This window comes from Acinetobacter lwoffii (assembly GCF_015602705.1).
Taxonomy (GTDB): domain Bacteria; phylum Pseudomonadota; class Gammaproteobacteria; order Pseudomonadales; family Moraxellaceae; genus Acinetobacter; species Acinetobacter lwoffii_E.
Genome location: NZ_CP059081.1, coordinates 1,320,181 through 1,346,875, shown reverse-complemented (window position 1 = coordinate 1,346,875; position 26,695 = coordinate 1,320,181). Strand labels below are relative to the sequence as shown.

Annotated in this window: 28 protein-coding genes; 10 read left to right on the top strand and 18 right to left on the bottom strand. The window is 43.0% G+C overall.

The genetic code is table 11. The features are described from left to right. Positions 1-87: 87 nt before the first annotated feature. Positions 88-2,112, bottom strand: coding sequence for an NADPH-dependent 2,4-dienoyl-CoA reductase (locus H0S56_RS06560; RefSeq protein WP_195725969.1), 2,025 nt, complete (start codon positions 2,110-2,112; stop codon positions 88-90). 166 nt (positions 2,113-2,278) lie between these two features. Here H0S56_RS06560 and H0S56_RS06555 point away from each other — a divergent pair, with 166 nt between their 5' ends. From H0S56_RS06555 to H0S56_RS06540, 4 genes are all read left to right on the top strand, one after another. Beyond that, complete coding sequence (locus H0S56_RS06555; protein ID WP_195725968.1) at positions 2,279-2,821, top strand: PadR family transcriptional regulator; 543 nt, start codon at positions 2,279-2,281, stop codon at positions 2,819-2,821. A gap of 20 nt (positions 2,822-2,841) precedes the next feature. Beyond that, entirely contained in the window at positions 2,842-3,774 is a 933-nt protein-coding gene (locus H0S56_RS06550; protein ID WP_085064890.1) for an alpha/beta fold hydrolase, read from the top strand. A 19-nt stretch (positions 3,775-3,793) separates the two neighbouring features. Then, a complete protein-coding gene (locus H0S56_RS06545; protein ID WP_195725967.1) occupies positions 3,794-4,498 on the top strand; it encodes an SIR2 family NAD-dependent protein deacylase in 705 nt (234 codons plus the stop codon). An 84-nt stretch (positions 4,499-4,582) separates the two neighbouring features. Beyond that, positions 4,583-5,482: a LysR substrate-binding domain-containing protein gene (locus H0S56_RS06540; RefSeq protein ID WP_195725966.1), complete on the top strand. Its 900-nt coding sequence runs from the start codon at positions 4,583-4,585 to the stop codon at positions 5,480-5,482. A gap of 249 nt (positions 5,483-5,731) precedes the next feature. Here H0S56_RS06540 and map read toward each other — a convergent pair whose 3' ends face one another. Continuing rightward, positions 5,732-6,526, bottom strand: coding sequence for a type I methionyl aminopeptidase (gene map, locus H0S56_RS06535; protein ID WP_004645281.1), 795 nt, complete (start codon positions 6,524-6,526; stop codon positions 5,732-5,734). A 350-nt stretch (positions 6,527-6,876) separates the two neighbouring features. On the opposite strand from map, the gene brnQ reads away from it, so the two are divergent. Together brnQ and H0S56_RS06525 are read left to right on the top strand one after the other, a co-directional pair. After that, positions 6,877-8,163, top strand: a complete 1,287-nt coding sequence (gene brnQ, locus H0S56_RS06530; protein WP_148334894.1) for a branched-chain amino acid transport system II carrier protein — start codon at positions 6,877-6,879, stop codon at positions 8,161-8,163. A 586-nt stretch (positions 8,164-8,749) separates the two neighbouring features. Then, positions 8,750-8,968, top strand: coding sequence for a hypothetical protein (locus H0S56_RS06525; RefSeq protein ID WP_004645284.1), 219 nt, complete (start codon positions 8,750-8,752; stop codon positions 8,966-8,968). A 113-nt stretch (positions 8,969-9,081) separates the two neighbouring features. Here the strand turns inward: H0S56_RS06525 and H0S56_RS06520 are convergent, their stop codons facing one another. Beyond that, a complete protein-coding gene (locus tag H0S56_RS06520; protein WP_195725965.1) occupies positions 9,082-9,540 on the bottom strand; it encodes a hypothetical protein in 459 nt (152 codons plus the stop codon). A 118-nt stretch (positions 9,541-9,658) separates the two neighbouring features. Here H0S56_RS06520 and H0S56_RS06515 point away from each other — a divergent pair, with 118 nt between their 5' ends. The 4 genes from H0S56_RS06515 (at position 9,659) to H0S56_RS06500 (ending at position 13,406) form a co-directional block, all read left to right on the top strand. Then, positions 9,659-10,522 carry an alpha/beta hydrolase family protein gene (locus tag H0S56_RS06515; RefSeq protein WP_195725964.1) on the top strand — a complete coding sequence of 288 codons (864 nt, stop codon included), beginning with the start codon at positions 9,659-9,661 and terminating at the stop codon, positions 10,520-10,522. 369 nt (positions 10,523-10,891) lie between these two features. Next, positions 10,892-11,308: a right-handed parallel beta-helix repeat-containing protein gene (locus H0S56_RS06510; RefSeq protein WP_195725963.1), complete on the top strand. Its 417-nt coding sequence runs from the start codon at positions 10,892-10,894 to the stop codon at positions 11,306-11,308. Between the two features lie 248 nt (positions 11,309-11,556). After that, complete coding sequence (locus H0S56_RS06505) at positions 11,557-12,114, top strand: LexA family protein (protein WP_044112759.1); 558 nt, start codon at positions 11,557-11,559, stop codon at positions 12,112-12,114. Continuing rightward, positions 12,111-13,406 (top strand): Y-family DNA polymerase, encoded by a 1,296-nt coding sequence (locus tag H0S56_RS06500; protein ID WP_195725962.1) that lies wholly within the window; start codon positions 12,111-12,113, stop codon positions 13,404-13,406. The genes H0S56_RS06505 and H0S56_RS06500 overlap by 4 nt, the downstream gene beginning before the upstream one ends. Before the next feature lie 53 nt (positions 13,407-13,459). Here H0S56_RS06500 and H0S56_RS06495 read toward each other — a convergent pair whose 3' ends face one another. The 15 genes from H0S56_RS06495 to H0S56_RS06425 form a co-directional block, all read right to left on the bottom strand. After that, positions 13,460-14,035, bottom strand: a complete 576-nt coding sequence (locus tag H0S56_RS06495) for a lysozyme (RefSeq protein WP_184413084.1) — start codon at positions 14,033-14,035, stop codon at positions 13,460-13,462. Then, positions 14,035-14,253: a hypothetical protein gene (locus H0S56_RS06490; protein WP_195725961.1), complete on the bottom strand. Its 219-nt coding sequence runs from the start codon at positions 14,251-14,253 to the stop codon at positions 14,035-14,037. Before H0S56_RS06490 ends, H0S56_RS06495 begins: the two co-directional genes overlap by 1 nt. Continuing rightward, positions 14,250-14,807 (bottom strand): coiled-coil domain-containing protein, encoded by a 558-nt coding sequence (locus tag H0S56_RS06485; protein ID WP_195725960.1) that lies wholly within the window; start codon positions 14,805-14,807, stop codon positions 14,250-14,252. The genes H0S56_RS06490 and H0S56_RS06485 overlap by 4 nt, the downstream gene beginning before the upstream one ends. 42 nt (positions 14,808-14,849) lie before the next feature. Further along, positions 14,850-15,392, bottom strand: a complete 543-nt coding sequence (locus tag H0S56_RS06480; RefSeq protein ID WP_195725959.1) for a DUF4376 domain-containing protein — start codon at positions 15,390-15,392, stop codon at positions 14,850-14,852. Next, positions 15,389-19,201, bottom strand: coding sequence for a host specificity protein J (locus H0S56_RS06475; protein ID WP_195725958.1), 3,813 nt, complete (start codon positions 19,199-19,201; stop codon positions 15,389-15,391). Before H0S56_RS06475 ends, H0S56_RS06480 begins: the two co-directional genes overlap by 4 nt. Before the next feature lie 54 nt (positions 19,202-19,255). After that, the gene (locus H0S56_RS06470; protein ID WP_195725957.1) at positions 19,256-19,843 is read right to left on the bottom strand and encodes a tail assembly protein; all 588 of its coding nucleotides are present in this window, start codon (positions 19,841-19,843) and stop codon (positions 19,256-19,258) included. Next, the gene (locus H0S56_RS06465) at positions 19,827-20,576 is read right to left on the bottom strand and encodes a C40 family peptidase (RefSeq protein ID WP_195725956.1); all 750 of its coding nucleotides are present in this window, start codon (positions 20,574-20,576) and stop codon (positions 19,827-19,829) included. Before H0S56_RS06465 ends, H0S56_RS06470 begins: the two co-directional genes overlap by 17 nt. Continuing rightward, complete coding sequence (locus tag H0S56_RS06460) at positions 20,576-21,265, bottom strand: phage minor tail protein L (protein ID WP_195725955.1); 690 nt, start codon at positions 21,263-21,265, stop codon at positions 20,576-20,578. Before H0S56_RS06460 ends, H0S56_RS06465 begins: the two co-directional genes overlap by 1 nt. Then, positions 21,249-22,139, bottom strand: coding sequence for a phage tail fiber protein (locus H0S56_RS06455; RefSeq protein WP_195725954.1), 891 nt, complete (start codon positions 22,137-22,139; stop codon positions 21,249-21,251). The genes H0S56_RS06460 and H0S56_RS06455 overlap by 17 nt, the downstream gene beginning before the upstream one ends. Before the next feature lie 52 nt (positions 22,140-22,191). Further along, positions 22,192-22,533, bottom strand: a complete 342-nt coding sequence (locus H0S56_RS06450) for a phage tail protein (RefSeq protein WP_195725953.1) — start codon at positions 22,531-22,533, stop codon at positions 22,192-22,194. A 53-nt stretch (positions 22,534-22,586) separates the two neighbouring features. Next, a complete protein-coding gene (locus H0S56_RS06445; RefSeq protein WP_195725952.1) occupies positions 22,587-22,796 on the bottom strand; it encodes a hypothetical protein in 210 nt (69 codons plus the stop codon). Between the two features lie 2 nt (positions 22,797-22,798). Continuing rightward, positions 22,799-25,609 (bottom strand): phage tail tape measure protein, encoded by a 2,811-nt coding sequence (locus tag H0S56_RS06440; RefSeq protein ID WP_195725951.1) that lies wholly within the window; start codon positions 25,607-25,609, stop codon positions 22,799-22,801. Positions 25,610-25,676: 67 nt separating this feature from the next. After that, a complete protein-coding gene (locus H0S56_RS06435; RefSeq protein WP_195726061.1) occupies positions 25,677-26,084 on the bottom strand; it encodes a J517_1871 family lipoprotein in 408 nt (135 codons plus the stop codon). An 8-nt stretch (positions 26,085-26,092) separates the two neighbouring features. Further along, positions 26,093-26,509, bottom strand: a complete 417-nt coding sequence (locus H0S56_RS14510; protein WP_195725950.1) for a DUF4236 domain-containing protein — start codon at positions 26,507-26,509, stop codon at positions 26,093-26,095. A 9-nt stretch (positions 26,510-26,518) separates the two neighbouring features. Then, the gene (locus tag H0S56_RS06425; protein WP_195725949.1) at positions 26,519-26,644 is read right to left on the bottom strand and encodes a YHYH domain-containing protein; all 126 of its coding nucleotides are present in this window, start codon (positions 26,642-26,644) and stop codon (positions 26,519-26,521) included. Positions 26,645-26,695 lie beyond the last annotated feature (51 nt).

Genomic DNA, 26,695 nt, shown 5'->3' with positions numbered 1-26,695 from the left:
GCTTCGCAAGGGGGGATTCTTTCTTACAAATCCTCTCCCTAACCCTCTCCTTTAATAAAGGAGAGGGGGAAAAGCAGATTTTAATTTTCAGATCACCGCCGCCAATTCAGCACCCTGACGGATGGCACGTTTGGCGTCCAATTCGCCCGCTTCTTTCGCTCCACCAATCAGATGCACATTTTTGCCCGCCGCTTTTAGCTCATCAAACATGGCGGTATAAGACTCCTGACCAGCGCAAATAATCACATGATCGACTTCCAGCACTGTAGGTTTGTCATTCACGACGATATGTAAGCCCTGATCATCAATTTTTTCATAATTGGCGCCCGCAATCATTTTTACGTCACGGTGTTTTAAACCGGTACGATGAATCCAGCCTGTGGTTTTACCCAGACTCGCGCCGACTGAAGCGGCTTTACGTTGCAATAAATAAATTTCACGTTGCGGTTTTTCTACATTTGCGGCTTTTAAGCCACCGACATTTTCATAGTCAGTATCAATACCCCATTCATCATAGAATTTTTCCGGATTGATACTGCCACTTTCCCCTTCATGGCTCAGGAATTCGGCTGTATCAAAACCAATACCGCCTGCACCAATAATGGCAACTCGCTGCCCCACTGGCTTACGCTCTTTCAGAACATCCAGATAAGACAGTACTTTTGCATGAGCAATGCCCGGAATCTCAAGCTGACGCGGTGTCACGCCTGTTGCCACCACAATGTCATCAAAGTTTGACTGAGCCAGTTCTTCCAGACTCGCCTTATGGTTCAGCTGCAATTTAATACGTGGCTGTAATTCAATCTGGCGTTTGAAATAACGCAAGGTTTCATAAAACTCTTCCTTGCCTGGAATGGTCTTGGCAATATTAAACTGCCCACCAATCTGAGCAGCGGCTTCAAATACCGTCACCTGATGACCGCGATTTGCCGCATATACAGCAAAACTTAAACCTGCAGGACCTGCACCAATCACGGCAATATTTTTTGCCACATTGGTTTCTTTAAAAATGAGCTCTGTTTCATAGCAGGCACGTGGATTGACCAGACAGGTGGCAATTTTCATTGAGAAAATATGATCCAGACAGGCCTGATTACAACCGATACAGGTATTGATCTCATCGCTACGACCCTGCTCCGCTTTCAGAACAAACTCCGAATCAGCCAGCATTGGGCGAGCCATAGAAATCATATCAGCATCACCAGATGCCAATACATATTCAGCCATTTCCGGAGTATTGATACGATTTGAAGTGATTAAAGGAATCTTCACCTGACCTTTCAGTTTACGGGTGACCCAAGTGAAGGCTGCACGTGGCACTTTGGTGGCAATGGTCGGAATACGCGCTTCATGCCAGCCAATGCCAGTATTGATAATGGTCGCACCAGCTTTTTCAATTTCTTTGGCCAACTGGATGACTTCTTCCAGAGTTGAACCGCCTTCGACCAGATCCAGCATAGACAAGCGATAAATAATGATAAAGTTCTCACCGACCATTTCACGGGTACGGCGTACGATTTCAATCGGGAAACGGATACGGTTTGCATAGCTTCCGCCCCACTCATCATCACGATGGTTGGTACGTGCTGCAATAAACTCGTTAATCAGATAGCCTTCCGAGCCCATGATTTCTACACCGTCATAACCGGCATATTGAGCCAGCTTGGCACAATTGGCAAAATCATCAATGGTTTGTTGTACTTCAGCCGAAGTTAAAGCATGCGGTTTGACTGGATTGATCGGTGCCTGAATTGGGGATGGCGCGACATTTTCAGCCTGATAAGAATAGCGTCCGGTATGCAAAATCTGCATGGCAATTTTCCCGCCCGCCTCATGTACGGCCTGGGTAATTACCTTATGCTTTTCAGCTTCTTCAAGAGTGTCAAGTTTGGAACCACCATGAAACGTCACCCCATCATCATTTGGAGAAATCCCGCCGGTGACGATTAAAGCGACTCCACCTTTGGCACGCTCTGCATAGAAAGCTGCCATCCGATCATATCCGCCGGGTGCTTCTTCAAGACCAACGTGCATGGAACCCATTAATACGCGGTTTTTAAGTGTGGTAAAACCCAAGTTCAATGGGGCAAGTAAATTCGGATATTTAGACATTTCAACTCCTGAGCATGCGTTTAGGCTGGCTATTGTTTTAGCAACTGGCAGTTTGATCCCTCAATCTTTCCAGTTTAATGCAACTTGTTGCACTAATTTATATGCCAGAATTGATTTTTATGCAACATGTTGCATAATAATCCCGAGTCACTTTTTTGAGACGTTTATGTCTTTAGCGCATGTTTTATTGACCAGCCTGATTGAAAAACCCAGCACCGGAATCGAACTGGCCCGCCGCTTTGACCGTTCCATGGGCTTCTTCTGGAATGCAACTCATCAGCAGATTTATCGCGAGCTGAATGCCATGCTACAAAAAGGCTGGATTTCCACGCTAGAAGAGGAAGATTCCAATAGCCGCAAAAAGACTTATCAAGTGGAACGTCTGGGCCGGGAAGAACTGGCCAACTGGATGCTACAACAAAGCCCACCGGCACAACTGCGCGAAGAACTAATGGTACGTCTGCGTGCCGAAGCCCAACTTGGTGGCAATAACACCTTGGCAGAACTGGAACGCCATCTGGAACTGCATAAAGAAAAACTGAAAACCTATCAGCAGATTTTTGCCAAAGACTTTGCTCAAGCGGACAAAACTGACCGTACCTTATATATTCATAAAATGATTCTGCAACTGGGAATTGATCAGGAACTGGGTTGGATTTCCTGGCTGGAACAGGTTATTCCGCGACTCAAACAATTTGATGCAAAATAACTGTAAATACGGAGACACACATGCCCTTTTATCGCATGCCCGATGGTGAACAGCTATTTGTACGCGAATACGGTCAGGGACAGTCGGTACTGGTACTCTCGGGACTTGGCATGCTGAGCTGGCAATGGAAAGCTTTTCTCTATCCGCATCAGAAAAATTTCCGTTTCATTATTCCGGAATGGCGCGGCTTTGGGGCTTCCAGTCGCTGTAAAATTCCGCAAGATCTCGATGCAATTTCCAGTCACTGGCTGGATATTCAATCAGTAATTCAACAGCTCAATTTAGATAAATTCATTGTGATTGCTTACTCTATGGGCGCGACGACAACCATGCATGGGCTGCACTATGGGGACTTTGCCAAACACATAACAGCTTATTTGCACATTGATCAGACTCCCAAAATACCAGTCGATGATGCTTGGGCTTTTGGTCTTTTTGGCCCACGTCATCAGGAATTTATCGACATTCTGCAGCAGCTCTCTGCCCTACTTGCACAATATCAGCAAGTTGAATTGATTCGCGATCTTGACGTTTCTGTCCGTAAACAAATTGCCGCCCTATGGCTAAAGTTTATTCAGCTACAAAATGAACAAAAATATAGTCTGAAGGCTTTCGAATTCATCCTAAATCAACCACGACTGCAAAGTCTGTTATTGCCTTCCAGCCGGGTGGATTATATGGCGTGGTATATAAACAATTATTTATATCATCGTGAGGATTATCGTAAGGCACTAGCCCAGCTCAGCTGCCCAGTGACTTTCTTTAGTGGCGTACAATCCAAGTTGTATCCTTTTGAAGGTCAGCGCCTGATTGCAGAAAGCCTGCCTAATGCCAAACAAATAATTTTCAGAAAATCCGGCCATACACCTTTACTGACTGAACCCTTAAAATTTACCCGAGAACTTGGCATCTTCTTAAAAGAAAATTCACAATCTAGCACTTCAGCTGCCTAAAGATTCAGGAGATAGAACAATGAAAAAGCTGGTGGTCTTTTCCGGTGCAGGCATGAGCGCCGAAAGTGGCATTAATACTTTTCGCGACAGTGATGGACTTTGGGAACAGTATCGTATAGAAGAAGTGGCTACACTTGAGGCTTGGGCTAAAAATCCGCAACTGGTACAACGCTTTTATAACGCCCGCCGTAAAAATATTCTAGAAGCACAGCCAAATGCTGCCCACCAAGTGATTGCGGATCTTGAAGATAACTTTGATGTGCATGTAATCACCCAAAATATTGATGACTTACATGAACGTGCCGGCAGCTCCAAGGTGATCCATTTACATGGCAATATTCGTCTGGCCAAAAGCTCAGGCCCCGACGCACAAAGCACGACCGAGTTTTATCCAATTGAAGGTTCTGAATTAGATTTAAATCAACACTTTTGCAAGGCAGGATATCCGCTGCGTCCTCATGTGGTCTGGTTTGGCGAAGCCGTGCCCGCATATGAAGAAGCTCAAGACTGTGTACAGGATGCCGATATTTTTGTGGTCATTGGTACCAGCCTGCAGGTTTATCCGGTTGCCGGATTAATTCATGAGATTCCTGCAAGCTGTCAGGCCTATTACATCGACCCGAAAGCCGAGCAGCAGCATTTGCCTGGGCAGTTTTACAAAATCCCCCAAAACGCGACCGATGGCATGCAAACACTGCTAGGCTTACTGAAATCCGGGAATTAAATCTTTATGCGCTGCATTCTCTGATTGACAGTATGCAACAATCAATTTTTAATCAGCTTATCGTTGCAAGAATGGAATTAAACCATGCTGTCTGATCTGGATGACTTTTACTGTTTCGCGCAGGTAGTGGAACATGGCGGCTTTAGTGCGGCCGAACGCGCAACCGATATTCCCAAATCCAAACTCAGCCGCCGGGTGTTTAATCTGGAAGAGCGTCTGGGTGTACGTCTGATTCAGCGCAGTTCGCGTCATTTTGCCGTGACCCATATCGGCATGAATATTTATCGGCATGCACAGGTGATGCTGAGTGCTGCACAGGCAGCGCATGATTTGGTGGATCATCTGAGTACCGAACCGCGTGGAACCATTAAAGTCAGTCTGCCAGTCTCTATTGCCCAGAATGAACTGGCAAAAATTCTGCCAAATTTCCTGAAAAAATATCCCGAAATTAAAGTCCAGATGATGATCACCAATCGACGGGTCGATATTATCAATGAAGGCTTTGATCTGGCCTTACGTGTCCGTTCCAGCCTGGATGATGACCCAAATCTGGTGATCCGCCAGTTTGAAAAAATTGAGCAGCATTTATTCGCCAGTCAGGGTTATTTAAATGAAATTGGTGAACTAAAAAACCCAGAGCAACTGGCTGAACATAAAATCCTGAGTATGGCCGAAGACCATACCGAACAGTTTCTAACCTTACAAAATGAACAGCAGGAACAAAAAAAAATTCGTGTCAGTCCAACGGTTATGGGTTCTGACTTAAATATGCTGGCACAACTGGCCGCGTCAGGCTCAGGCGTCACTTTGTTGCCAGATAACGTGGTCGAGCAGTACGTGGCAAGTGGTGAACTGGTTCGAGTGCTTCCTGACTGGAAAGCACCGCATGGTATTTTCCATGTGGTTTATCCTTCACGTCGCGGCTTATTACCTGCAGTAAGGGTCTTTATTGATTATCTGGTCGCTGAATTAAATCGGCGCTAAATGAAGTACTTTTGAGAAAAACTAGACAAAAAAATAGCTCATTCTTGGGGAAAAATGAGCTAGAGAAACTTTCACTACAGCATAGTGAGCGAAAAAAAGGGAACCTATGTATCTGACTCTTAGTTTAATCAGATATAAAATCCTAAACCACTGTTTAATGTAGTGTTTTGTATATTTTCGTCAGCAAGAACGAGTGAGTTGTAATTTATGTAAGTGGATTATCTGAATAAAGATCATTCAATCAATATTTTAAATTTCCGGATACTCACCTGTGCCTTCAGGCCAAGGCGACAAGACTTCAAACCCGGTTTCGGTGACATAGACCATATGTTCCCATTGCGCCGACCAGGATTTATCCGTGGTGACTACAGTCCAGCCATCTTTCAGCTCTTTGACGCGGGCTTTTCCCATATTCACCATCGGCTCAATGGTAAACACCATGCCTGGAACCAGTTTAATGCCCTGACCTGGCTGACCGTAATGCAGAATGTTTGGCTGCTCGTGATAGACCTTACCGATGCCGTGACCGCAATATTCGCGCACGATGGAATAGCCTTCACGCTGTGCGACCGTTTGAATCGCATAGCCGATATCACCTAGAGTCGCGCCCGGCTTCACCGCATGAATCCCGGCCACCATGGCTTCATAGGTGGTATTGACCAGTCGCTTGGCTTCTGGAGAAGGAGTTCCAACATAGTACATCCGGCTTGTATCACCAAAATAACCGTCTTTAATAATGGCAACATCAATATTGATAATATCGCCATCCTGCAGAACGACTTTCGATGATGGAATGCCGTGACAAACCACTTCATTCGGTGAAATACAGGTGGTTTTGGTATAGCCATAATAGCCAATATTGGCGGGCGTCACTTTTAAGGTATTTACAATAAAATCATGACAGAGATCATCCAGATATTCAGTCGTGACACCTGGCTTGACATGCTCCCCGATCATCGCTAAAACTTCTGCAGCCAAACGCCCAGATATCCGCAGTTTTTCAACATCTTGCTCAGTTTTAAGACTAATCGCTGGAGCGCGCATATACCTATCCTCACTATGAATCCCTGAATTATAATCCCTTTTTTGCGAAATATGTCGCAGTTGTTGAGTTTCAGTACAGCAATTTTCCTTGAAATAGGACTTTTCACTGCTGCTTATTTGTACAAACAATAACTGACATATTTTGATAGCAAGTGCAGATATTTATTGAGCTTATAAGGAAAAATATATTTTTCAGCGATTTATCAAACATATATTTCTACCAAGATTTGAATGACTGGTTATATGATTCGCAAACTCACTAGAATCAAGGCTTCCAGCCTTAAAATAAACTCCAAAAAATTGGACATATACACTAAAATCGCTTTCTTTTGTTCTATTGATCTCCCTTTATGACAAGTCTGCGTACCCGGGATATTGTCGCCCTAGGTTTTATGACCTTTGCACTGTTTATTGGTGCGGGCAACATTATCTTCCCACCGATTGTGGCTCAACAAGCCGGTGAACACGTATGGCTCGCTGCTTTAGGTTTCCTTATTACAGCAGTCGGCTTACCCGTGATCACCATTATTGCGTTGTCTCGCGTTGAAGGCTCCATTCAGGCACTAAGCTCGCCTCTTGGCAAAGCAGCCAGTATTTTGCTGACTGTAATCTGTTACTTAGCTGTTGGCCCTTTATTTGCGACGCCACGTACCGCAACCGTTTCTTATGAAATCGGTTTTTCATCTTACTTTGGCAATGAATCTGGCAGTCTGCTCATTTACAGCATCATCTATTTTGCTGTGGTGACCATCGTGTCCTTATATCCCAATAAGATTCTGGATACCGTCGGCTATTTCCTGTCGCCACTTAAAATTATTTCTTTGATCATTTTGGGTGTAGCAGCCGTGATGATTCCTGCCAGCAATCCGCCTGCAGCGATCGATAATTACGTTACCAGTCCAGTGACTGAAGGCTTCGTAAATGGTTATTTAACCATGGATACTTTGGGCGCTTTAGTTTTCGGTATTGTGATTGTCAAAGCCATTACTTCACGTGGTGTAACCGATAAAAAACTGATTACCAAATATGCAGTGAATGCCGGCATTATTTCTGGTATTGGTTTAACTCTGGTGTATTTAAGTCTGTTTAAACTTGGACTAGGTAGCCATGAGATTGCACCAAATGCAGCCAATGGTGCCATTATCCTGCATGCATATGTACAACATGCTTTTGGCGATATGGGTGCTTACTTCCTGTCCGGCATGATTTTTATTGCCTGTATGGTCACTGCAATTGGTCTGACCTGTGCCTGCGCTGAGTATTTTTCCAGCTTGACCAAAATTCCGTACAAGATCTTTGTATTTATTCTGGTGGGCTTCTCACTGGTGATTTCAAATCTGGGTTTAACCAAACTGATCGCTGTTTCGGTTCCAGTATTAAGTGCGATTTATCCGCCTGCCATTAGCGTCATTATGCTGAGCTTCTGTGCAAACTTCTTCAAGAAACCATCTCATGTGATTGCGCCAGTGACCCTGGTGGCCTTGATCTTTGGTATTTTTGATGGATTAAAAGTCGCTGGTTTTGAATTGCCTGCATTACTGCAAAATTTACCTCTATCAGATCAGAATCTGGCCTGGTTTATCCCGTCCATGATTGTATTGCTGATTACAGCTGTGATTGACCGTATTAGAAACTAAAACTTCTAGGATGTCTGAAAAATCGTATTTTTACCCAAAATCCGGTTTGAGCGTGATCAATAATTGTCAGGTTTTACCCAAACGGACATTTATTGTTTCTTAATAATGACATCAAATCACCGCTGTAAATCTTGATACTAAGATTTTCTATAAAATATGATGTATAGAATTGCACTTTAATTATTTTATTTTTTATATAAATATAAACAAAACTTTAATTTCCTGATTTTAGATACCTATTGTTGCCAACTTAAACCAAGTCCCCCTCCGAGTCATACGCAGGCTTACAAAGTATTGATTAACACTACATATCTTTGGCGTAGAATTTGCATTTTCTATCTGGTCGCATTAATCAAATAATGACTACATCTTATTTCCAAAATTAGCTGGAGGTGAAATCTGAAAATATAATTCTTGCCTAATCAAGTGATTATGTAGTTATACGACTAAAGATGACCATTTTGACTGTAAAAGCCTGCCACAGCAGTTGCAAAGGTCCAAATTAAACAGTACAACTATATATTCAATTCTGACTGATTAAATCTGCTTTAATCTTCAATAATATGAATAAATGGGAGGGATGGAGATGTTATCATTACATTTCAACAAGCAAGTCTTCATTGACGCTCTTAAAGCCAACAACACCAATCTGGTGACATTTATATGCACCACTTTTGCACTCATGCTGACTTTAACCGTCCATTGCTTAATTCAAGGTAATTTAAAACTTGAATACTTTGGCTATGCACTGATTGTCTCAGCTGCATTTTTCCTATGGGCTGCCATAGACCAGAAATACCGATAATCAAATTTTAAATTAGCCCAGATGGATGATTTGGCCAGTCATCCATCTGGTGAAAAAAGTGTTTTAACTTTCAAACATTCCAGCATCCTTTCAGAATAACTATAAAAAGAAGATTAGAATAATCCCGCAAATGCTCCATAGACCAAAATCCCTGTCCCGCCCAATTCTGCGACAATTAAACCTAGCATGGCGAAAGTCATTAAACTTCCTGGCAAATGAAATTTACCCAGTTGATGCGGCTGTTTAAACTGATTCGTCGTATCTTGCAGGAAACCATGCAACATATAAGCGGCAATCGAGAAGCTGAAAAATATTATATTAATGAGTACGCAAATCAGATTCACCATACTCGGCAATACTGAACAATAGGCCAATACTGCCAGAATTAAGGTCGCAGGTGCATAAAGCAGGCTGCTACGATGGGCAATATCGACATAATAATGTGCACGTGACTGAGGCGATTGACGAATCTGCCAATATTTCCAAACGCCGGTGAACATCCCGATCCACAAGAAGATTCCACTAAAAATAATGCCGATTTTAACGGCCAGCTCAAGTTCCATTAGCTGCATAAGATCATTCCATGTTTATTATTTGACTGACTTTAAAGTCATGTTTTCCCCGAGCTACCCTGCTAAAAATCTATACAGTAAAAGCTTCATCAGGATTCTAAAAAATATAGTGTAACGTATGTCTGAATTTGAAACATTGACTCTCCAGTGCCAAGATGGCTATCGCTTAAGTGCACGTTTTTATGCAGCAATTTCTGAAACTGACAAACTTCCAGTATTAGTCTGTCCAGCAACGGGCATTACCAAACAGTTTTATCATCAGTTTTGTGTGTGGTTACAAGCTCAAGGCTATGCCGTTATGGTCTTTGATTTTCGCGGGATTGGTGATTCACTACATGGCCATTTGAAAAATTCAAAAGCCAGTATTGTGCAATGGGGGCAACTGGATATACCGGCCGCGATTGATGCTTTATCAACGCGTACCAATGCAGAAAAAGTGATCCTACTTGGACATAGTGCCGGTGGTCAGCTTTTAGGTATTGTGCCAAATTATGATAAAGTCGCAAAAGTGGTGGCTGTCTCTGGCTCTACCGGACATGTAAAAGGACTGAAAGGCAAAACCAAATTACTTGCGCCCGTTATGTTTAATGTCATTTTCCCACTGGCTCGCATCGCCAAAGGTTATGGCCCGACTCAAGCGATTGGCATGGGTGAAAACCTGCCTAAAGATGTGGCTCGCGAATGGGCGCAGTTCTGTAGTAAACCGGGTTATGTAATCAACGCGATTGGTAAAAATATTGCACCATCCCATGATTATCATGCTCAAATCACCTGCCCGATTACCTCGATTTGGTCATCGGATGATGAAATTGCCACGGAAGCCAACGTAAAAGATTTACTGCGTTTATACCCAAACGCAAAAACCCAGATAATTGAACTTAAACCTAAAAGTTATGCGTATAAAGCCATTGGTCATATGCTGATGTTTAAGAAATCACATCAGAATTTATGGCCGGTGATTGAACAGCAATTGACTGTTTAAATCAGATTTAGATGGTTATTTAAAGGCTGCTGTGTTCTAATACTCTCAGTTTGAGATGAGCCTCTTACAGTATATGGGCTTGACCTATATACGACTAGCCCCTAACCATGGGGCTTTTTATTGTCTGAAAACAAATACTTATAAATAACTGGCGAAAAACTGGCGTAATATTAAAGTTATCCACAAGCAATAACTACTTGTTAGGGCTGATTATATCATCCATTTTAAAATAAAAAGAGTGAGAGTTAAAAATGAAAACATGGGCCTACTTTTACATAGAGCACGCGATAAAGAATGGAGAGGTTTTTAGGAAGGAATCTGGGTGGGGTTTGGGTTATATTAATAGATCTTATTAATGAGGCGAAAATTATGACTATTGAATTTATAAACTGCGATTTCTCCAACAATGGTATTGATGGTGTGAGTTTAGGGAAAAATTCCAAAGCGCGATTTATTAACACTACAACCAATGATAATGGTCGTAATGGGGTAACTTTTGATCAGAGCAGCGATGTTGTTTTCTATGATCATACCGCTCAAGGAAATAAAGCTTTTGGTGTTCAGGAGGTTGATGGCTCCTTAATTAATCAACTGGGATTGCCTAATGATACTAATATTGAAGAGCTTAAAAGTTTGCTTTTGGATGTGAAAAAAGCAGATGGGGCGCAGAAAGAAGCAATTGTTAGGACCAGCTTTCTTTCCGACTTTCTGGCAAATACCGCAAATGGCAGCACTATAATTACCAATCTAGTCCAGATTGCAGACAAGATGCCACAAATTTTTTAAGCTTTTTTGTCAAAGGGCCTTCACACATATCCCCACATTCACATTCGTCGTAATTGAATGAGCTGTGCAGCTCTGGCTAAGAGTCTTTACCAAGTCAATTAGTACTGTAACCGTTCATCCGAAATATCATAATTTTGCGTCACTCTATGACGCATCTTTGAATTTAAAAGATTTATTTTATTTGTTTGATTTTTATCGAGTCTTTACAATCTTGATTATTGTTACAAAAATCAAGGAGTCGTAAAGTTATGAACAGTACTCATGGGGGTTTTCGAGCCGGGGCAGGTCGAAAAAAGTCTGAAGAGACTAAAGTTATTCGAGTGCCTGAATCTAAAATTCTTGATATTAAAGAATACCTAGAATCTCTTAAAAAAGAAAATGAAATTAGTGATATCCGTCAGTTTGATCCTGTCACAAAAATAGAAATACCCTTGGCAACCGAACGCGTTCAAGCTGGATTCCCCTCGCCCGCTCAAGATTATATTGATAAAAAAATCGATCTGAATGAGTACCTCATTAATAATGCGAATGCTACTTTTATTGTTCGTGCGGATTCTCTTTCTATGCTAAATGCAGGAATTGATATTAATGACGCCTTGGTTGTAGATCGCAGTATTCAGGCTAGGCATAGAGATATTGTGATTGCCAGTATCGATAATGAATTGACAGTGAAACGGCTAATTATTGATGCGAAAGGTTGCTGGTTGAAAGCTGAGAATGAGGGTTATCCAGATATTCATCCCCAAGAAGGGCAGCAATTTGAAATCTGGGGTGTAGTCACAAATGTAATCAAGAAATTCAGATGAGCTATAACAATGAAATATACGCGCTCATTGATGTAAATAATTGCTATGTAAGCTGTGAGCGCCTATTTAATCCTAAACTTAAAGATGTGCCGGTCATTGTTCTTTCAAATAACGACGGCTGTGCAGTTGCACGTTCCCAAGAAGCAAAAGATCTTGGTATTAAGATGGGTGTCCCCCTATTCCAGGTTAGGGATATTGTCGAAAAACATAATGTACAGGTACTTTCGAGTAACTATGCTTTGTATGCTGAAATGTCTCAACGTTTCCATTCGATTCTGGCTGATTACGTGGCGCCAGGTGAGCAGGAAGTTTATTCGATTGATGAGTGCTTTTTAAGGCTTACTGCCTATTCTGAAAATTATGACCTGGTTGAATATGCGCAAAATATGCGACAGCGGATCTTGCAGTGGATCGGATTACCGGTTTGTGTCGGTATTGGTCGATCAAAGACCGAAGCAAAGCTTGCCAATCATATGGCTAAAAAAGCAAAACGCTTCAATGGTGTTTGTGATCTGGTTTCTATGGATACTAAACATCGTGATTATTTTTCTAGTCTGATTGATGTCTCCGAAGTTTGGGGAGTGGGTCGTCAGCATAGTAAAAAACTAAAAAGCTTAGGTGTTAATACTGTTCTTGATTTAGCTAGGTCTAATTCACATCAAATGGGAAAACTATTTTCTGTGGTGATGCAGAGAACTGTAATGGAGCTACAAGGGATTTCATGTATCGAACTTGAGCAGGCTGCGCCAACCAAGAAGCAAATCATTTCATCACGCTCATTTGGCGCTCGGGTAATAGATATCCAATCATTATCTGAGGCAATGAGTGATTACCTACAGAATGCTGTTAAGCGGTTAAGAGGAGATGAATCTCTTTGTGGTTGTGTGATTGCTTTTGCCCAGTCCAATCCTTTTGACAAGAGCAGGCCTTTCTATAACAAGTCGATCAATATCGGATTTGCTGAGCCGACTGATTGTGCTGCCGTCATGAACCGGGCTGTAATGAAGCGAATGAATGAGCTGTTTCAAGAAGGAATCGAGTTTAAGAAATGCGGTGTAATTTTGACTGCAATTGAGCCAAAATCGATATACATATATGACCTTCTATCTGATAGTACTCAAATAGAGAAGAATGAGAAACTTCAATCTGCCCTTGAACAGGTTAAGGTGAGATTTGGAGATAAGAAAATAGCAATTGGTCCATGCAAAATGCATGGTCGAGCATGGGCAATGGCCAGACAAAATCTGACTCAGAACTATTTTAGTTGGGAAGGGATTCTGAGGATTAATTAATAACCAGTCACTTATTTTAATGATAAACAAAGCCCTCATTTGAGGGCATTTATCTATTTTAAGAATAAAGTCCTTTCTGCAGCCCGGCGGTTCACCAGACCTTGCATGCGCTTGCCACCAGCATTGACCCAAACATTAAATTGATTGGCAGCAGCTTTATAATTTCCTTCATTTAGTTGCCTAACCAAAGTGGAATTTTTGAATGCAGTTGATCCAATGTTGTAGGCCAGTGAAACTAAAGCATCGAACTGATTCTGATTGAGTGGAACTTTGACCGTATTATTTACAGTCTGCTCAAATGATTTCAGATCGTTCTGCATATAAGCTTTGGCTTGATCCAGTGTGCAGGTATCCCCTTTTTTGACACGAATACCATTTGGGTATTTTGTGGTGCCGAAACCAATAGTCCATACACCTACGCCATCATCATAGGCTTTCAGTCGCAGACCTTCAAAATTGCAGATCAAATCGACTCCACTTGGACTCACATGCATTTCATCTGTGGCGATACCCAACACATCGTTCAGGTCATCATAAGCAGTTGCAATCAGCTTATCTGCAGCATCAACCTGCTTTTGGGTGAGTTTGCCACCACTGATCTTTCGTAAGAAATCAAATATGTGTTTCATTATGGGCTACCCTTAACTTTAGGCTGTGCAATCTTACGGCCAATGTACGCCAATGCAGGCAATACAACTGAAAGCAAAATAGCATGGTATTCAGTCGGAATGAGCTGTGTATTAATGCCCTCTTGAATTAAAACAGGAAGCACACCCAATAAAAAAGCTCCGATAATTGGGAGCTTTACAGATAAATATTTCCAGACATTTTCGGGGATTAATTTCATTTTTCCTCTCTCATATTTCGTTCATAAAGTTTGTTGCGGATTTCTTCAACTGTTCTTAAAAGTTGGTCAGATTGTTTTTCAAGGACTTGGATGGACTGGCTATTTGCCATTGTCTGAGTGTTTACCGTGTCTGTCTTGGATGTTTGAGTATTCCAGGCAACCACAAATAAGCCAGCCAAGAAAATGCCACCAAAGCGCACAAGACTTGTGGTGTTATCAATCTTGGTTTTGCTCTCATGGAGTACCCTGATCTGCATATCCATTTCTTTGAACTTCGGATCAATCTCATTTCGGACTTGTTTAATCTCACTTTTAAAGTTTGACTTGGCCCGATCCAGATCGTCTTGCAGATTATCTCGGGTTTGACTTAAATCATTCCGAGTTTGCTGATGCTCTTTATTGAGTTGCTCGAGCTGCATATTCATACGGTCGAGCTTTTGGGGCATTTCAGCTAACTTATCCATGCTTTTGGATATGTCATTAATCTTGTCTGAGATGGCAAGAAGCTGCCCTGCTGTTGCTACTGGTGGATCAGATGAGTAGTCATTTGACATGCCGCCCCCTAAATTTTGGTAATAAAAAAGCACCCGAAGGTGCTATAAATTAACTGCTTCGACTTGCTCTTTGGTTTCAGCTTCAAAGATTAGTTGTCTTGCAACGCGCCCTCTCTCGTGAACGCTTGCGATATGGGCTTGTAATGCTGCATAGAGTTGCTGTAGTTGTGATGCTGTCAGATTAACAGTCGTGTTGTCTCTCAATGTCCAGACTTGATCTAGCCCAGCCGCAGCCGCGCCCATAATTCGACCCTGAGAAACTTGATCTGAATCATAAATACCGCCATCAAACTCAAAGCCGCCAAACTCCAGTCGGTCGCGCATGGCTTTAATCTCGGCCCATTTCTGAGCTTTGATTTCATCTAGGGTGCGGGGGTCAATCCAATCCTTTAGATCGTAATTAAATATGTGGTATGGGGATGGCTGAGCGGGCATTGCTACCCAGCCATCCTGATAATACATATTTGGTTCAGGAGGGTCTTCAACCGCCATGTAACCTTCAGGAGTGTTTAGTTCTACTACTTCAATACTACCCTGCACACTAAAGGAAAATTCTCCTGTTCTTATACTTACTATGGCTGTCATTTTTTAATCTCCAAGGCGGATACGGTCATTTGCTCAATAGATAAGGTTCCAGCAAATGGTGTTACGGTAATGCTGTTAGAAATACTGCCAATATAACCAAAACTAATTTTGCCCGTATAGACCGCATTCCCTGTCATTGGTGCGTCATCAAGTGCCATCAAGGATACGTTTCCAATAAACCCTACGGTTGATCCTGAAAATGTTGTTGGGGACATGGATGTTCTGCCAATTAAGGTGCCTCCCCTATAGAGTGAGATAAACATGCGAATATCTTTTAATACAGACTCTGGCTGGTTGCCGGGACCAATACCCACGTATGTTCCACCCCACACGCCTCTGTCGATACTTGTGCTTAGGCTTAAATCTATTCGGCACTTCCCCCCTGCCCTTGGTACGGTAATATTAAATAACGCAGGCGTGGCGGCCTCCCATACTGTAATAGCCCCTTGCAGATTGGTTGGAAATTGCCATGCTCCTGTATTTGGGTCGCGCCAGCCCTGAGCCCCAGCGTAGTCATTCATAGCGTTCCTAACAGCGTCTGTGCTAATTATTAACGTGTTGTACCTAACTCCCACAGGAACCGTAACAGCATTGTCTTTAATCTTCAGTGTATCGACCTGTAGATCGCCAATCTTCGCAGTAGTCACCGCCAAATCATCGATTTTTGCAGTCTTAACTGCCAAATCTTCAATATGCGAAGTTTTGACAGACTCATAATCCATCATTGCTGATTTTAGATAGGCAGAGACTGGAAACACTGTGCCTGTCACTGGATCGGTGAATGGCGTATTGCGGAAAATGAATGGGTAGTAACCAGTGCTATTCCCTGAACCAATCGCAAATGAATCAAAGTTCAGAATGAAATTGGATTCCTTGCCATCGTTAGCACCGCCCCAACCAGCGACCTTGCCGTTTACGTCAAGCTTGATGTACTTCTGGGCATACAAGCCATTGACTGATTGTGCGACCTCTTGAACCGTAGCTGTATTGCCATTCGTCTGGGTTTGAACTTGAGAAACACGCTCAGCAATAACTTGATCACCAAGAATCTGCGCAGAATACAGATCCCACGCAGTGGCCTCGGTTAATGTGCTATCGACCGTCCACAAACCATCGGCAGTTAATGGATTTACTCGAGCGTAAACACCGTTAACTTTCTCAGATAAAATACCCTGTTCATCAATGATATTTTCCTGGCTTTCCAAAATGCCGCTGACCTGATTTTCAACCTCAACTACAGCCTGTTCAGCATCGGAAATACGCTGATCATACTGGTCAATATCTGCAATTTTAGTTGCTAAATCCTGCGCCAGTTGCGTTTCACTGATTTTTCCCGACAAAATATCCAGAACAGCGGAGGCATCTGCTGATGTAGTTGCGCTAACCCAATTCGACCACGGGCCGATATTCCCGATTCGATCAATCAAGCGACCACGGAAAAAGCGGGTTAAGTTTGGCTGCATGCCCTGAATATCATGCGTCGTGGTCGGATATGCAAATAAGCCAAGCTGCGCAGCATTGGCACCGTTGGCTGTGCTAGAAATCTCAATTTCCGTATATGCAGTATCAAGCGCACCAACCGCAGGGAAAGACCAGTTCAGGCGATAACCGAACAGAATGCCGGTGGCTGATAGATTTGCCAAAGCAGGCGGCAAGCCTTGTTTTCCGGTCAGCGCAGTCAGAATTGAATATGTTGGCAGTGAAGCAATATCAAAGGCTGAAATTGCAGTCACACGCGCTTCATAATTACCCGCATAAATGCCTGGCACTTCAGCTGAGTTATTTCCGGTAATCGGCAACTTAATCCAGGTGCCATCATCCTTGCGCCATTCTGCCTGGTACTTGGTTGCGCCTTGCGCCTGTGGCCATGAGATAATCATGGTTTCCACTGCAAGGCCTTGCTGCACCATAGTTTCAGATGTGATTGATACGGACTCGACAGGCGCTTGAACAGTTGGATTAATGATTGAAATTGGACGCTCATCAATGAAAGCGCCAAAATCGATGGCATCGTATTTGGCTGATTCATACTGCAGCGCAGTGATTGAAAATTGATGCTTGTCATCCTGAGTAATACTCATGACGCGAAACTTCATAGTCTTCAAATCTTGCGCATCAACTGCCCAGACATTTTCCGCTGCAACGCTATCAAACGCCACTGTGACTGTGACATTTCGCCCAATTTTTGATGACACGATTCGAGCTTGCGCTTTACCATTCTCACCATTTACTACCAGCCTATCTCCGGCACGGCACACGACATCATCACGATCCAGAGTAATGACTTTGCGATCAGCACTGACAGCAAAAATACGACCACCATTGGCACGACCAGCGAAAAGCTCATCTGCAATCTCAATCACACGGCCCGGCTGCGGAATATAACCATCCAAACCAACTTTAAAAGATACGGTGCGAGTTTCTAGCTGCTCGGATTTTAAAGCCCAAAGACCTGCACGCTGTGCCTGCCCCTCACTCGTACAACCCCAAGCATCAATTTCAGCAATACGCACACCGAGCTTTGCAATAGCTGCTTCATCACGCACATAGACATATTCAGTCTTGTAGTGATTTGCAGGATTATCCCAAGCCACTTTTGCAACGGTGTGACGGTCACGCGCACGAGTGCCTGAATACTCAAACAGACCATCAATGACGTTGGCGCGAGTGTAAGTGAAATAGGTATCTTGCGGAATATCGGCATCACAGACAATAGAGTTTCCGTCCCAATAACTGATCGCACGAAATACGCCTGCCAGTTTGCTCAAAATGGTATAAGCATCTTCGGTTGATTGTAGATACACGTTACACGTAAAACGTGGCTCCTGACCGCCTTTGCCATCATCCACCATTTGGTCGCAATACTGTGCAAGGCGATATAAAGACCATTTATCCAACATTGCAGACGTTAATCGATCACCCAAGGCATAGCGTTTTGCGGTGCAGATATCGTAATAAATCCATGCCGGGTTATTGGTATAGGCGCGTTTAAATGTGCCATCCCACATGCCCGCATAAGTGCGTGCAACAGGATCATAATTTGATGGAACCTGAAGCTTAATCCCCTTTAGATCAACTGCGACTTTTGCCACATTGGAAAAGGTTTCAGCGTCATATTGCAGGCCAAGCAAAGCGGTATTCGGATAACTGAGCTTTAGATCAATCACTTCAGTCAATGCATCAACATACATTTTGTCGCTGATATATTCTGAAGTTGAGTTTGGCGTAATACGACGTACACGAACTGTCCAGCCAGTATCAGATTTTGGTAAATCAATACGGTGTGAGCGTTCATAGTTTGCAGAGGTTTTATCGGCAATCTGGGTGTTTAAAACTTCAGTCCATGTGCCGCCATCAGTTTGCAGATCAATCGCATACTGAATGACGATGCCTTTTACATCACCATTTTCAGCATTCTGCTCGCGTAGCGGCCCCCACTTGAAGCGCAAGCGGATTGCGTCAAGATCGGTATTGGTGACTGAGCGCACCCAAGGCGTATCAGATTTTAATTCAACATTGATTGCAGTTTCAGAGGAGATGTCTGGAAAGCCTTCAATATGAGTTTGGTCATTGGTGCCATGACGAAAATCAGCCTGAACATCTTCAAAGTTCCAGCCACCAGTCGGATTTTGCAGCGGTGTTTCTTCTAAATAAACAGACTGTAAACCATTCGCCAAGCCTTCGACTTCACCTTCAGATAAGCCATACAAAATTTTAATATAGGTTTTAGATTGTGCTGAATCTGGCGCAATCACTGCTTTTCTTGCCTTGCCTTCACCTGCCTTTGCGCCTTTAATTACTGCATTCATACTTATCCTCAGACAATAAAAAAGGCGCTCTATGCGCCTGTATATTCCTATTATTTACATTAGATCTTCAGGGTATTGTCCGGCGCTTGCAATAAAGCCACCAACCTCACGCTGACCGTAAAGCACTGGCACTGGATTCCCTTGTGCAACCGTGGTGACTGCACCACCAAAGCCTTTATTGGCCTTGTTTCCGTCTTGGTTTTGGTCTTGATTCTCAATCTTAGGCATCAGCATCATTGCAATACCACCGACCATCATACCGACACCAGCACCAATTAATGCAGCACCTGCTGCTCCACCAACACCGGTCCAGCCCGTTGTGACCCCAACAACAATACCAACCACTACTAGCACAGCACCGAGAATTGTCTGAACTGCACCACCTGCACCTTTCACTTTCGGCACAACCTTGATGACTTTTGCACTGGTACTCATGTCGAGTTCGGTTTCAGAAATATTTTGCTTATCCTGAAAAATAGCAAACTCTAAACCCTGTTCATGCGCATGCAGCATGAAATGCTCAAAGCCCGGCACCTGAACTGATAAAGCTCGCATGGCTTCACGAGTATTTTCTACATCGAGCCGAAATTCTTTACCGAACTTTTTAGCTAGAATGCCGTACAACTTAATTGTTTTGAGCATATCGAACCACCTTTGCAACTCGTTCCTGCCATTGCTGACCAAAGATTTCACGAACAGATTTACGGCCATACGGGTGATGCAAAATAAGTGCTGACCCAATGCAAGGCTCGGTTTGCTCAGATTTCAGCATGCCGTTATCACCCAGCCAGATCAAAGCATGATTGATATGCTCGGTACGACCAACCCGGCATAACAGCACATCGCCATATTCAGGCTGATCCACCTCAATAAAGCCTTCCTTTTGGAAATTATCCAGATAGAGAGATGGACTGTCTTTGGACTCCCACCATAAATCATCGCGATCATAATCTGAAATATAAACACCTAATTCACGTGCATAAAAATCACGAACGATGGCAAAGCAGTCTTGAATGCCGTGAATGTAGTTGCGACCGACTAAAGGCGCTTTATATCCGCATGGCTCATAGACCTGAAATTCAATATCAGGATAAGCACAGATGACCCATGGCTTTTCATGCAATTCAATCTGGATTAAATCGATCTCAGAGGCGCGAGCGGATGCATTTGGATGTGAATGCACATAAGCCTGTATCTGACCAACATCTTCCACGCTGGCTAGATCCTCAGGATGAATCTCAAATTGATCTTGATGTGAGGAAATATTACGGCATGGCACATAATAGTCATCAATAATCACCCCGCAGCATTCAAGCGGGAAGCATTCTTCTGCATGTGCAAGAATGCCTGCTTTCAACATTTCGGTTAGTTTCATCACATTAAACTCGATGCTGGAAAACCACCAAAGCGGATTTCATTGTTGCGAATACGGCATGAAGACAGTCGGCCAGAGCAGCGATCCAGTGCAGGGTTGTCCGTTGGCTCATCCTTATCAGTGAACATGGCTGCACCTGTGTACTGGCATTCTTCACCGCGATAATTTCCCATCGCGCACCAATGACAGTAATTAGAAATCTGCCGCACTGGTATTTTCAGACCTTCAAAATCAATTGGGTTTGATAACTCAAATGTTACTGCCCGAGCATTCTCGGAAGTCTTTTGTTCGATATACCAAAGCTGCTCTTTTGCTTCGTTTGAAGCTGTTGGGTTGCCTGCACTAAAGTTTTCAGCGTCCAGATATTTAGCCAGCGTGGTAATGACTTTGAGCTTTGCACCTGCAAAGTCACCAAACTGTAAACAATAGGCTGATACGGCACCCTGAATACCGCCAATATTGTTCGCCATGCTTAAAGTGGGTGCTGATGCTTTACCATCGGATCGCATTTCTAAACCCGATACTTCTAAAGCCATCGGCTCGAAAGTCTGACCCTGCCAAATGATATTTTCTGCCTGCTGATGCCCATGAAAGCGCAGAATACCCGCACCTAACGCGCTGGCATCTAATTCAAACAAGGTAATCAGACCATCAACATACAGCTTCTGAAAATCACTGTTCAGAGTCATCTTTCAATGCCTCCGCTACAGCTTGAGCCAAGTTAGTTGGTTGAAAATCTGCAAGTGTTTTTGAGATTTCAATTTCAGTTTGGGGTAATGCTTTTAAACGAATATCAATCCAACGACCAGATGGAATATCACGAGGTTTTTCAAGGTTTGGAACAATATCGCCTGTTTCTTCATCAAACTTTTTAGCAAAGGTTTTAACTTCAATGGTGTTGTCTTCTAACTGCTGATATTGAACCGCAACCAGAACATTACCATTGGCATCCTTTGGCATTTCGATATACCAACCATCATCGGAAAAACCTTCTGTATTTTTAAGTAGGTAATGACCAATATCTATTTTTTCAAATGTAGGTTCTTGTTCAAGCGCTTCCTTATTTGCGGCAATTCTATCGGCAAATAGTTGAACAACTGGTGAAGCTTTTTTAATGAATCCGTTGCTATCTACGGTTGTATTTAGTGTTGTTCTTACCGTGCAGCGAGAAGAGAAATCAGACGACGCATCTACCCAGCCATACATATTTATGCTTCCGTCTAAGGCACCCAGGTTTAATGCTACATTTGTATCGCCTGTTTTTATATATAAAATCGGCGTATACAGGTTCATTAGGTTTCCAGTGTTCGTACGAATGATTTGTGTTTTACCCAATGTTGCTGCTTTTAGATCATCTAGATTATTGATTGAGCCTACTGTTGGACCTGAGCCCCCCAACCCAAACGCACCCACCTCCATCACATTTCCAGCCTGATCGCCCACCATCCGACTTGCTGCATGTTGTTGATTGGAGAAGTTCTGATTTATTTTGGTGAAGGCTGCATAAGCTGGGTCACCACCGCCCGCACCCGGTGTACCAATTACAATATTTTGAATCGCCATAATTTACGCCCACAAAAAAAGCCCTCGATTGAGGGCATAAAGTTGATTGAAGTTAAGGTTTAAAGTCTTGTGTGAAGGTGGTGGAGATGGACCACATACCACCACCCAAGCTGACTGGCATATAATCCCCTGCGACCACTCGAACTTCACCATCTAGCGGTGAATCCCAAAGGAATGAATCAGCACCCTTATGTGCATCAAAAAAGGCTTTGATCTCTTGTATCAAAGCCTTCTTGCCAGTCCTTTTGTATGCCCATGTGCCTGACCGGTTGTTAATCCCTACACTCGTTCGCTGTGTATATCCATCGCCAAAACTGGACTGAAGGACTTTAAAGCTTGAAGTTTGGGAGTTTCCATCTAAGTCATTGCACCAAGTGAATTTTTGATTGCTCATGAATTTTTTCCAATAAAAAACCACCTTGAGGTGGCTTTCTGTTTTATGGGATTTTAATCATCCAGATTGCTTGTTATGACGCTAAATACACCACTAATAATCGCTGATGCTTCTTGCGCATCAGGCCCTAACCCCTTTCGTAATTTAAATTCCGATTCAGCCATATGCTCCTTAAACCCTTGCTCATCAATTACACCCTGCTGAATTAGGTGCTGAACAACCGATCTAACTGCATAAACAATTACTTCGCTTTCTGGTGACATATCTAACCTCTCGCTAATCTATAAAGCACACCACCCTGACGGCTCTCGCGTCTAGCCCAAGCATCCATCATGTTGTTAAGGCTTTGTGCGATTTCCTTTTGGCCTTGCGTATCCACTTTAGCACCACCATCAGCAAAAGTAATGGATTGTGAAATCTTCACATCCCCACCCGAACCAGAGCCATTACTACCACCCGACCCAATAGCACTCACAGCCCCCATGCCAACTCGATGGGTATCAGCAACCAATCCACCTGCCGAGTAGCCCCGACGAATCGACTTTCGCAAATCCTCGAAGCCTTGTGGGCCGCCTAGAGCTTTAATCTCCTCTTGGGTTAAAACACCTTCGCCTTTGTGGACAATGCCGGCAGGATCGTATTTACCACCGTGGCCGGTGTAGCCACCGTTGGCGAAGCCTGCAATGGTTTGGGCTGCAATCATGCCCACAGAAGCATAACCAGTGGCACGAATCACCCCTGCATACATAAGCTTTTGAGCCATTGTTAGGGCTGATGGGTCATTCATCACGCCAGTAGCGGCCAACTCTGTATTAACAACGCCTTGAGCAATTGCAATCGCCTGCTGTGCTAAAAACATAACTTTGTAGGCAGCACTTGATTCGCCAGCGCTATCTTTAACCGTTTGGGTCATCTCACCCCAAACCGCACCAGACTGAGATAATAATGAGCTGTACATGCTCAAGGTTGCAGAGTGTTGATCCTCAATCAACCTTTTTGCATTATCGCTATATTCAACATCCAGTGCCTTCATATTGGCTATATGAGTAGCTTTCGCTTGCTCTAACAGTGCATATCTCTGTTGAGCCTGCTCAGGTGTGTCATAGTCCCGATTAATGCGGTTCACATTGTTTGTATATGAATCAAATTCACTGCTTTTACTACGAGCTGAGGCAATATTTAAGCTAGCTGTTTTATACTCAAGGCCCTCTCCACCAAACTTGTTGGCTATACCAGATAATAAAATCGCATTTTCAGCATTCGCCATCTGGTCGAGCAGATCGTTTTTATATGAGTCTAATTTCTCCTTTTGAGCAGCTCGGTATGACTCAACATCCCGATCATATGCCTCTTTAGCTTTCCTGAGATAAAGTTCACGATTTGCAGAGTCATTAATAAACCCCTTTTCGATCTCTTCTTTTGATTTGTTGTAATCAATAAGAAGCCTTTCTTCTCGGGTCGCGTACTCTCGTATTACGCTCTCTTTAGCCCTTTCAATTTCAGCTTGCAATCGTTCAGCTTCACGTTTTTTTTGTTCAGCTAATCGCTTGGCTTCATTTAGTGCCTTGTTGGTTTCAGCCTTGTTAGACTTTGGTGCTTTAGCGGTTGGGAAGAGATTTTTGTTTTGCTCTGCACCACCTCCACGCCCTGCCTTTTGAGTCTTATTCCATTCCAATTGAGCTTTTCGATTGTTAATAATGGATTGTGTGAGGGCATCATATTTTCCACTTGTTCCGGTAATAATATTACCCATGGATTTAAAGCCGTTGACACTGTTTTCAATAACCTTGCTTGTTGTGCCTACAGCATTTTGATATGAGCCGCTTACCCCACCCCACAATGCCTTGCCTTTTGCCATAATTCCATCAGCAGTTGCAAAGTTAACCGCAGTCTGCCCAATAATTTTTAGCTGATTTAAAGCACCGCTAATGATGGTGACGAGGTTTTGCAATCCTGTTGCAAGCCCAATGATAATGACACCCACGCCTTTTGCAGCAACACCAACAGCATCCAAAACCCCAGCAAATTGCCCGCCTTTACCAGCACCCTCAAGAAAGTATCCAATTACCTGACTTAAAACAGGCATCACTGCTGAAGCAAGCTCGCTCTTAAGGGCTGTAAAGCGCATTTGTACAGATTCGGTTTGAGCAGCCAATTCAATAGACTGCTCAACAGCCTTCTGACCAGTAAGAATTCCAGCCTCTTCCATTGCAGCCTGGTAGTCTTTCCATAACTTCCCACCATCCACAAGCAATGGAGCCAAGGCTGTGAGATCCGAACCCATTGATTCTAGATAGAATGACATTTCCTTTTGGTTAACACCTGCTTCCTCAAGCTTATCTACATAAGTTTGAAGTGCATCAATGCCATCCATCTTTGACATTTCTTCAGCAAGTTTCTTAGCGCCTTCAGCACCATCTTCAGTCTTGACAGCAATTTGCTCAAAGAAGTCAACCGCACCACCTGCGCCAATGGCATTAAACTCGCCGATTTTTTCATTGAAATCTTTCAGCATATCGGAGGTTTTTTCTTGAGAGACTCCGAAGGTTTGAGCGGCACCTGATAGGCCTTGAAAGTTCTGAATTGTAGTATTGGCTATTGCGGCAAATCTGGACAGCTCAACATTGTTTTTCGCTACCTCAATCGCAAGCCCTGCCAAGTAACCAGTAGCAGCAACCACCCCACCAACCAGTGCACCTGTTACGGCAGCTCCCACAAGAAGCGCACCTCCGCGAAATTCGGATAACTTACCGGTAGCACTTTGGATTTGTGAACCAAATTTTCCATCATTAGCTGCTTGAGCAAGTATATTTCTCAATTCACTCATTTTGCCTGACGTTGTTTTGGCTTGGGTTCCGGCACCACCTAAACTTTTAGATAAATCATCAACTTTTTTTGCTGATGTTGTTGATGTGCTTCCTGTGTCAGAGATAACTTTAGCAGTGTCTTTAACTGATTTTTCTGTTCTATTACCCTGAGTTTCCACATCCTTTAAAGACTTGGTAACATCATCAGCGCCCTTTTTGGCTTTCGCTGTGTCGATGACAATCTCTAAGCGACTTTGTTGTGCGGTCATGGAAACTCCTAAATTTTGGCAATAAAAAACCCCGCTTTCGCGAGGCTTCTTGGGATCTATTTAAATTTTAATTAATTTCTTTAGCGCATCTTGGTGTTGCTAACTTTAGCTCGTTATCAGCTCTATATTTCATATCAGCATTAAAAGCTGAGAAAGTTGTTTTGACATTTAAAAGCTGATTATTGATAGTGATTTTTTTTAATGCCATTCCATTTTGAGCATAAATCAAACTACCGGAATTGCGAAGTTGGTAGACATTAACGCTATTGCCATTATCTTCACACATTATCCCAGTGCCATCTTGGTTAAGTTTAATGGTTGATAAACCACCCGCAGCAGCAGTTGTCCAAATTCCTGTAACTTCAGGTTGTGTCAACTGCACATCTAGAAATTTATTATCAATCATCTGGGTTGCTGGACTAACACAACCTCCTATCAACAACCCCGAAATACCTATCAGTAGAATTTTCTTCATAAGCTTACTCATTTCAATAGCAAAATAAAAAAGATCATCCATCCAAAACTAACAAATCTTGCAAGTGTTGAATATCCTTGTCTTAGAGTAAACCATGAAAATATGTAAGGCATGAAAAATATTCCCAGTCCAAGAAGAATCGAAACACTTCTTTCCGCCTTGTAATTTAAGGGAGGTGGGGTGTCGCTGAATAGTGAATTTGGCTGACCGCGAACAGGTTTATTTTGAGTATTCTGCTTAAATGGCTGATGTGAACTATATGAAAGACCTGTGCCGGGTGCACTTATTGTAGATCTTGCACCCTTTTTCCCTACACTTACCCGAGCACCTTTGCCACCTACCGAAAGACTGCTAATACCTTTTTTACCTACATTAAGGCGAACACCTGGAGCAATCTTAAAGCTCTTTCTAAAATTTAGGCCCATATTTCCCCCTTAATGGCAGTGTCTTTCGCCTGTCTTTGTTTCCTTGTGGCAGCCGTTCTTGTCAGTACGCCCACCATGAGAATAAGCAGTTGTCGCAAAGCAGGTTATTAAAATCAGCAATATAACTTTTTTCATGATTATTCCTATTTTTATAATAAGAATAATAGTTATAGCTGACTTCGTATA

What these genes read in the sequence shown, in the direction of transcription:
- H0S56_RS06560 (WP_195725969.1), bottom strand. Translation starts at nt 2,112, where the DNA reads ATGTCTAAATATCCGAATTTACTTGCCCCATTGAACTTGGGTTTTACC.
- H0S56_RS06555 (WP_195725968.1), top strand. Translation starts at nt 2,279, where the DNA reads ATGTCTTTAGCGCATGTTTTATTGACCAGCCTGATTGAAAAACCCAGC.
- H0S56_RS06550 (WP_085064890.1), top strand. Translation starts at nt 2,842, where the DNA reads ATGCCCTTTTATCGCATGCCCGATGGTGAACAGCTATTTGTACGCGAA.
- H0S56_RS06545 (WP_195725967.1), top strand. Translation starts at nt 3,794, where the DNA reads ATGAAAAAGCTGGTGGTCTTTTCCGGTGCAGGCATGAGCGCCGAAAGT.
- H0S56_RS06540 (WP_195725966.1), top strand. Translation starts at nt 4,583, where the DNA reads ATGCTGTCTGATCTGGATGACTTTTACTGTTTCGCGCAGGTAGTGGAA.
- map (WP_004645281.1), bottom strand. Translation starts at nt 6,526, where the DNA reads ATGCGCGCTCCAGCGATTAGTCTTAAAACTGAGCAAGATGTTGAAAAA.
- brnQ (WP_148334894.1), top strand. Translation starts at nt 6,877, where the DNA reads ATGACAAGTCTGCGTACCCGGGATATTGTCGCCCTAGGTTTTATGACC.
- H0S56_RS06525 (WP_004645284.1), top strand. Translation starts at nt 8,750, where the DNA reads ATGTTATCATTACATTTCAACAAGCAAGTCTTCATTGACGCTCTTAAA.
- H0S56_RS06520 (WP_195725965.1), bottom strand. Translation starts at nt 9,540, where the DNA reads ATGCAGCTAATGGAACTTGAGCTGGCCGTTAAAATCGGCATTATTTTT.
- H0S56_RS06515 (WP_195725964.1), top strand. Translation starts at nt 9,659, where the DNA reads ATGTCTGAATTTGAAACATTGACTCTCCAGTGCCAAGATGGCTATCGC.
- H0S56_RS06510 (WP_195725963.1), top strand. Translation starts at nt 10,892, where the DNA reads ATGACTATTGAATTTATAAACTGCGATTTCTCCAACAATGGTATTGAT.
- H0S56_RS06505 (WP_044112759.1), top strand. Translation starts at nt 11,557, where the DNA reads ATGAACAGTACTCATGGGGGTTTTCGAGCCGGGGCAGGTCGAAAAAAG.
- H0S56_RS06500 (WP_195725962.1), top strand. Translation starts at nt 12,111, where the DNA reads ATGAGCTATAACAATGAAATATACGCGCTCATTGATGTAAATAATTGC.
- H0S56_RS06495 (WP_184413084.1), bottom strand. Translation starts at nt 14,035, where the DNA reads ATGAAACACATATTTGATTTCTTACGAAAGATCAGTGGTGGCAAACTC.
- H0S56_RS06490 (WP_195725961.1), bottom strand. Translation starts at nt 14,253, where the DNA reads ATGAAATTAATCCCCGAAAATGTCTGGAAATATTTATCTGTAAAGCTC.
- H0S56_RS06485 (WP_195725960.1), bottom strand. Translation starts at nt 14,807, where the DNA reads ATGTCAAATGACTACTCATCTGATCCACCAGTAGCAACAGCAGGGCAG.
- H0S56_RS06480 (WP_195725959.1), bottom strand. Translation starts at nt 15,392, where the DNA reads ATGACAGCCATAGTAAGTATAAGAACAGGAGAATTTTCCTTTAGTGTG.
- H0S56_RS06475 (WP_195725958.1), bottom strand. Translation starts at nt 19,201, where the DNA reads ATGAATGCAGTAATTAAAGGCGCAAAGGCAGGTGAAGGCAAGGCAAGA.
- H0S56_RS06470 (WP_195725957.1), bottom strand. Translation starts at nt 19,843, where the DNA reads ATGCTCAAAACAATTAAGTTGTACGGCATTCTAGCTAAAAAGTTCGGT.
- H0S56_RS06465 (WP_195725956.1), bottom strand. Translation starts at nt 20,576, where the DNA reads ATGAAACTAACCGAAATGTTGAAAGCAGGCATTCTTGCACATGCAGAA.
- H0S56_RS06460 (WP_195725955.1), bottom strand. Translation starts at nt 21,265, where the DNA reads ATGACTCTGAACAGTGATTTTCAGAAGCTGTATGTTGATGGTCTGATT.
- H0S56_RS06455 (WP_195725954.1), bottom strand. Translation starts at nt 22,139, where the DNA reads ATGGCGATTCAAAATATTGTAATTGGTACACCGGGTGCGGGCGGTGGT.
- H0S56_RS06450 (WP_195725953.1), bottom strand. Translation starts at nt 22,533, where the DNA reads ATGAGCAATCAAAAATTCACTTGGTGCAATGACTTAGATGGAAACTCC.
- H0S56_RS06445 (WP_195725952.1), bottom strand. Translation starts at nt 22,796, where the DNA reads ATGTCACCAGAAAGCGAAGTAATTGTTTATGCAGTTAGATCGGTTGTT.
- H0S56_RS06440 (WP_195725951.1), bottom strand. Translation starts at nt 25,609, where the DNA reads ATGACCGCACAACAAAGTCGCTTAGAGATTGTCATCGACACAGCGAAA.
- H0S56_RS06435 (WP_195726061.1), bottom strand. Translation starts at nt 26,084, where the DNA reads ATGAAGAAAATTCTACTGATAGGTATTTCGGGGTTGTTGATAGGAGGT.
- H0S56_RS14510 (WP_195725950.1), bottom strand. Translation starts at nt 26,509, where the DNA reads ATGGGCCTAAATTTTAGAAAGAGCTTTAAGATTGCTCCAGGTGTTCGC.
- H0S56_RS06425 (WP_195725949.1), bottom strand. Translation starts at nt 26,644, where the DNA reads ATGAAAAAAGTTATATTGCTGATTTTAATAACCTGCTTTGCGACAACT.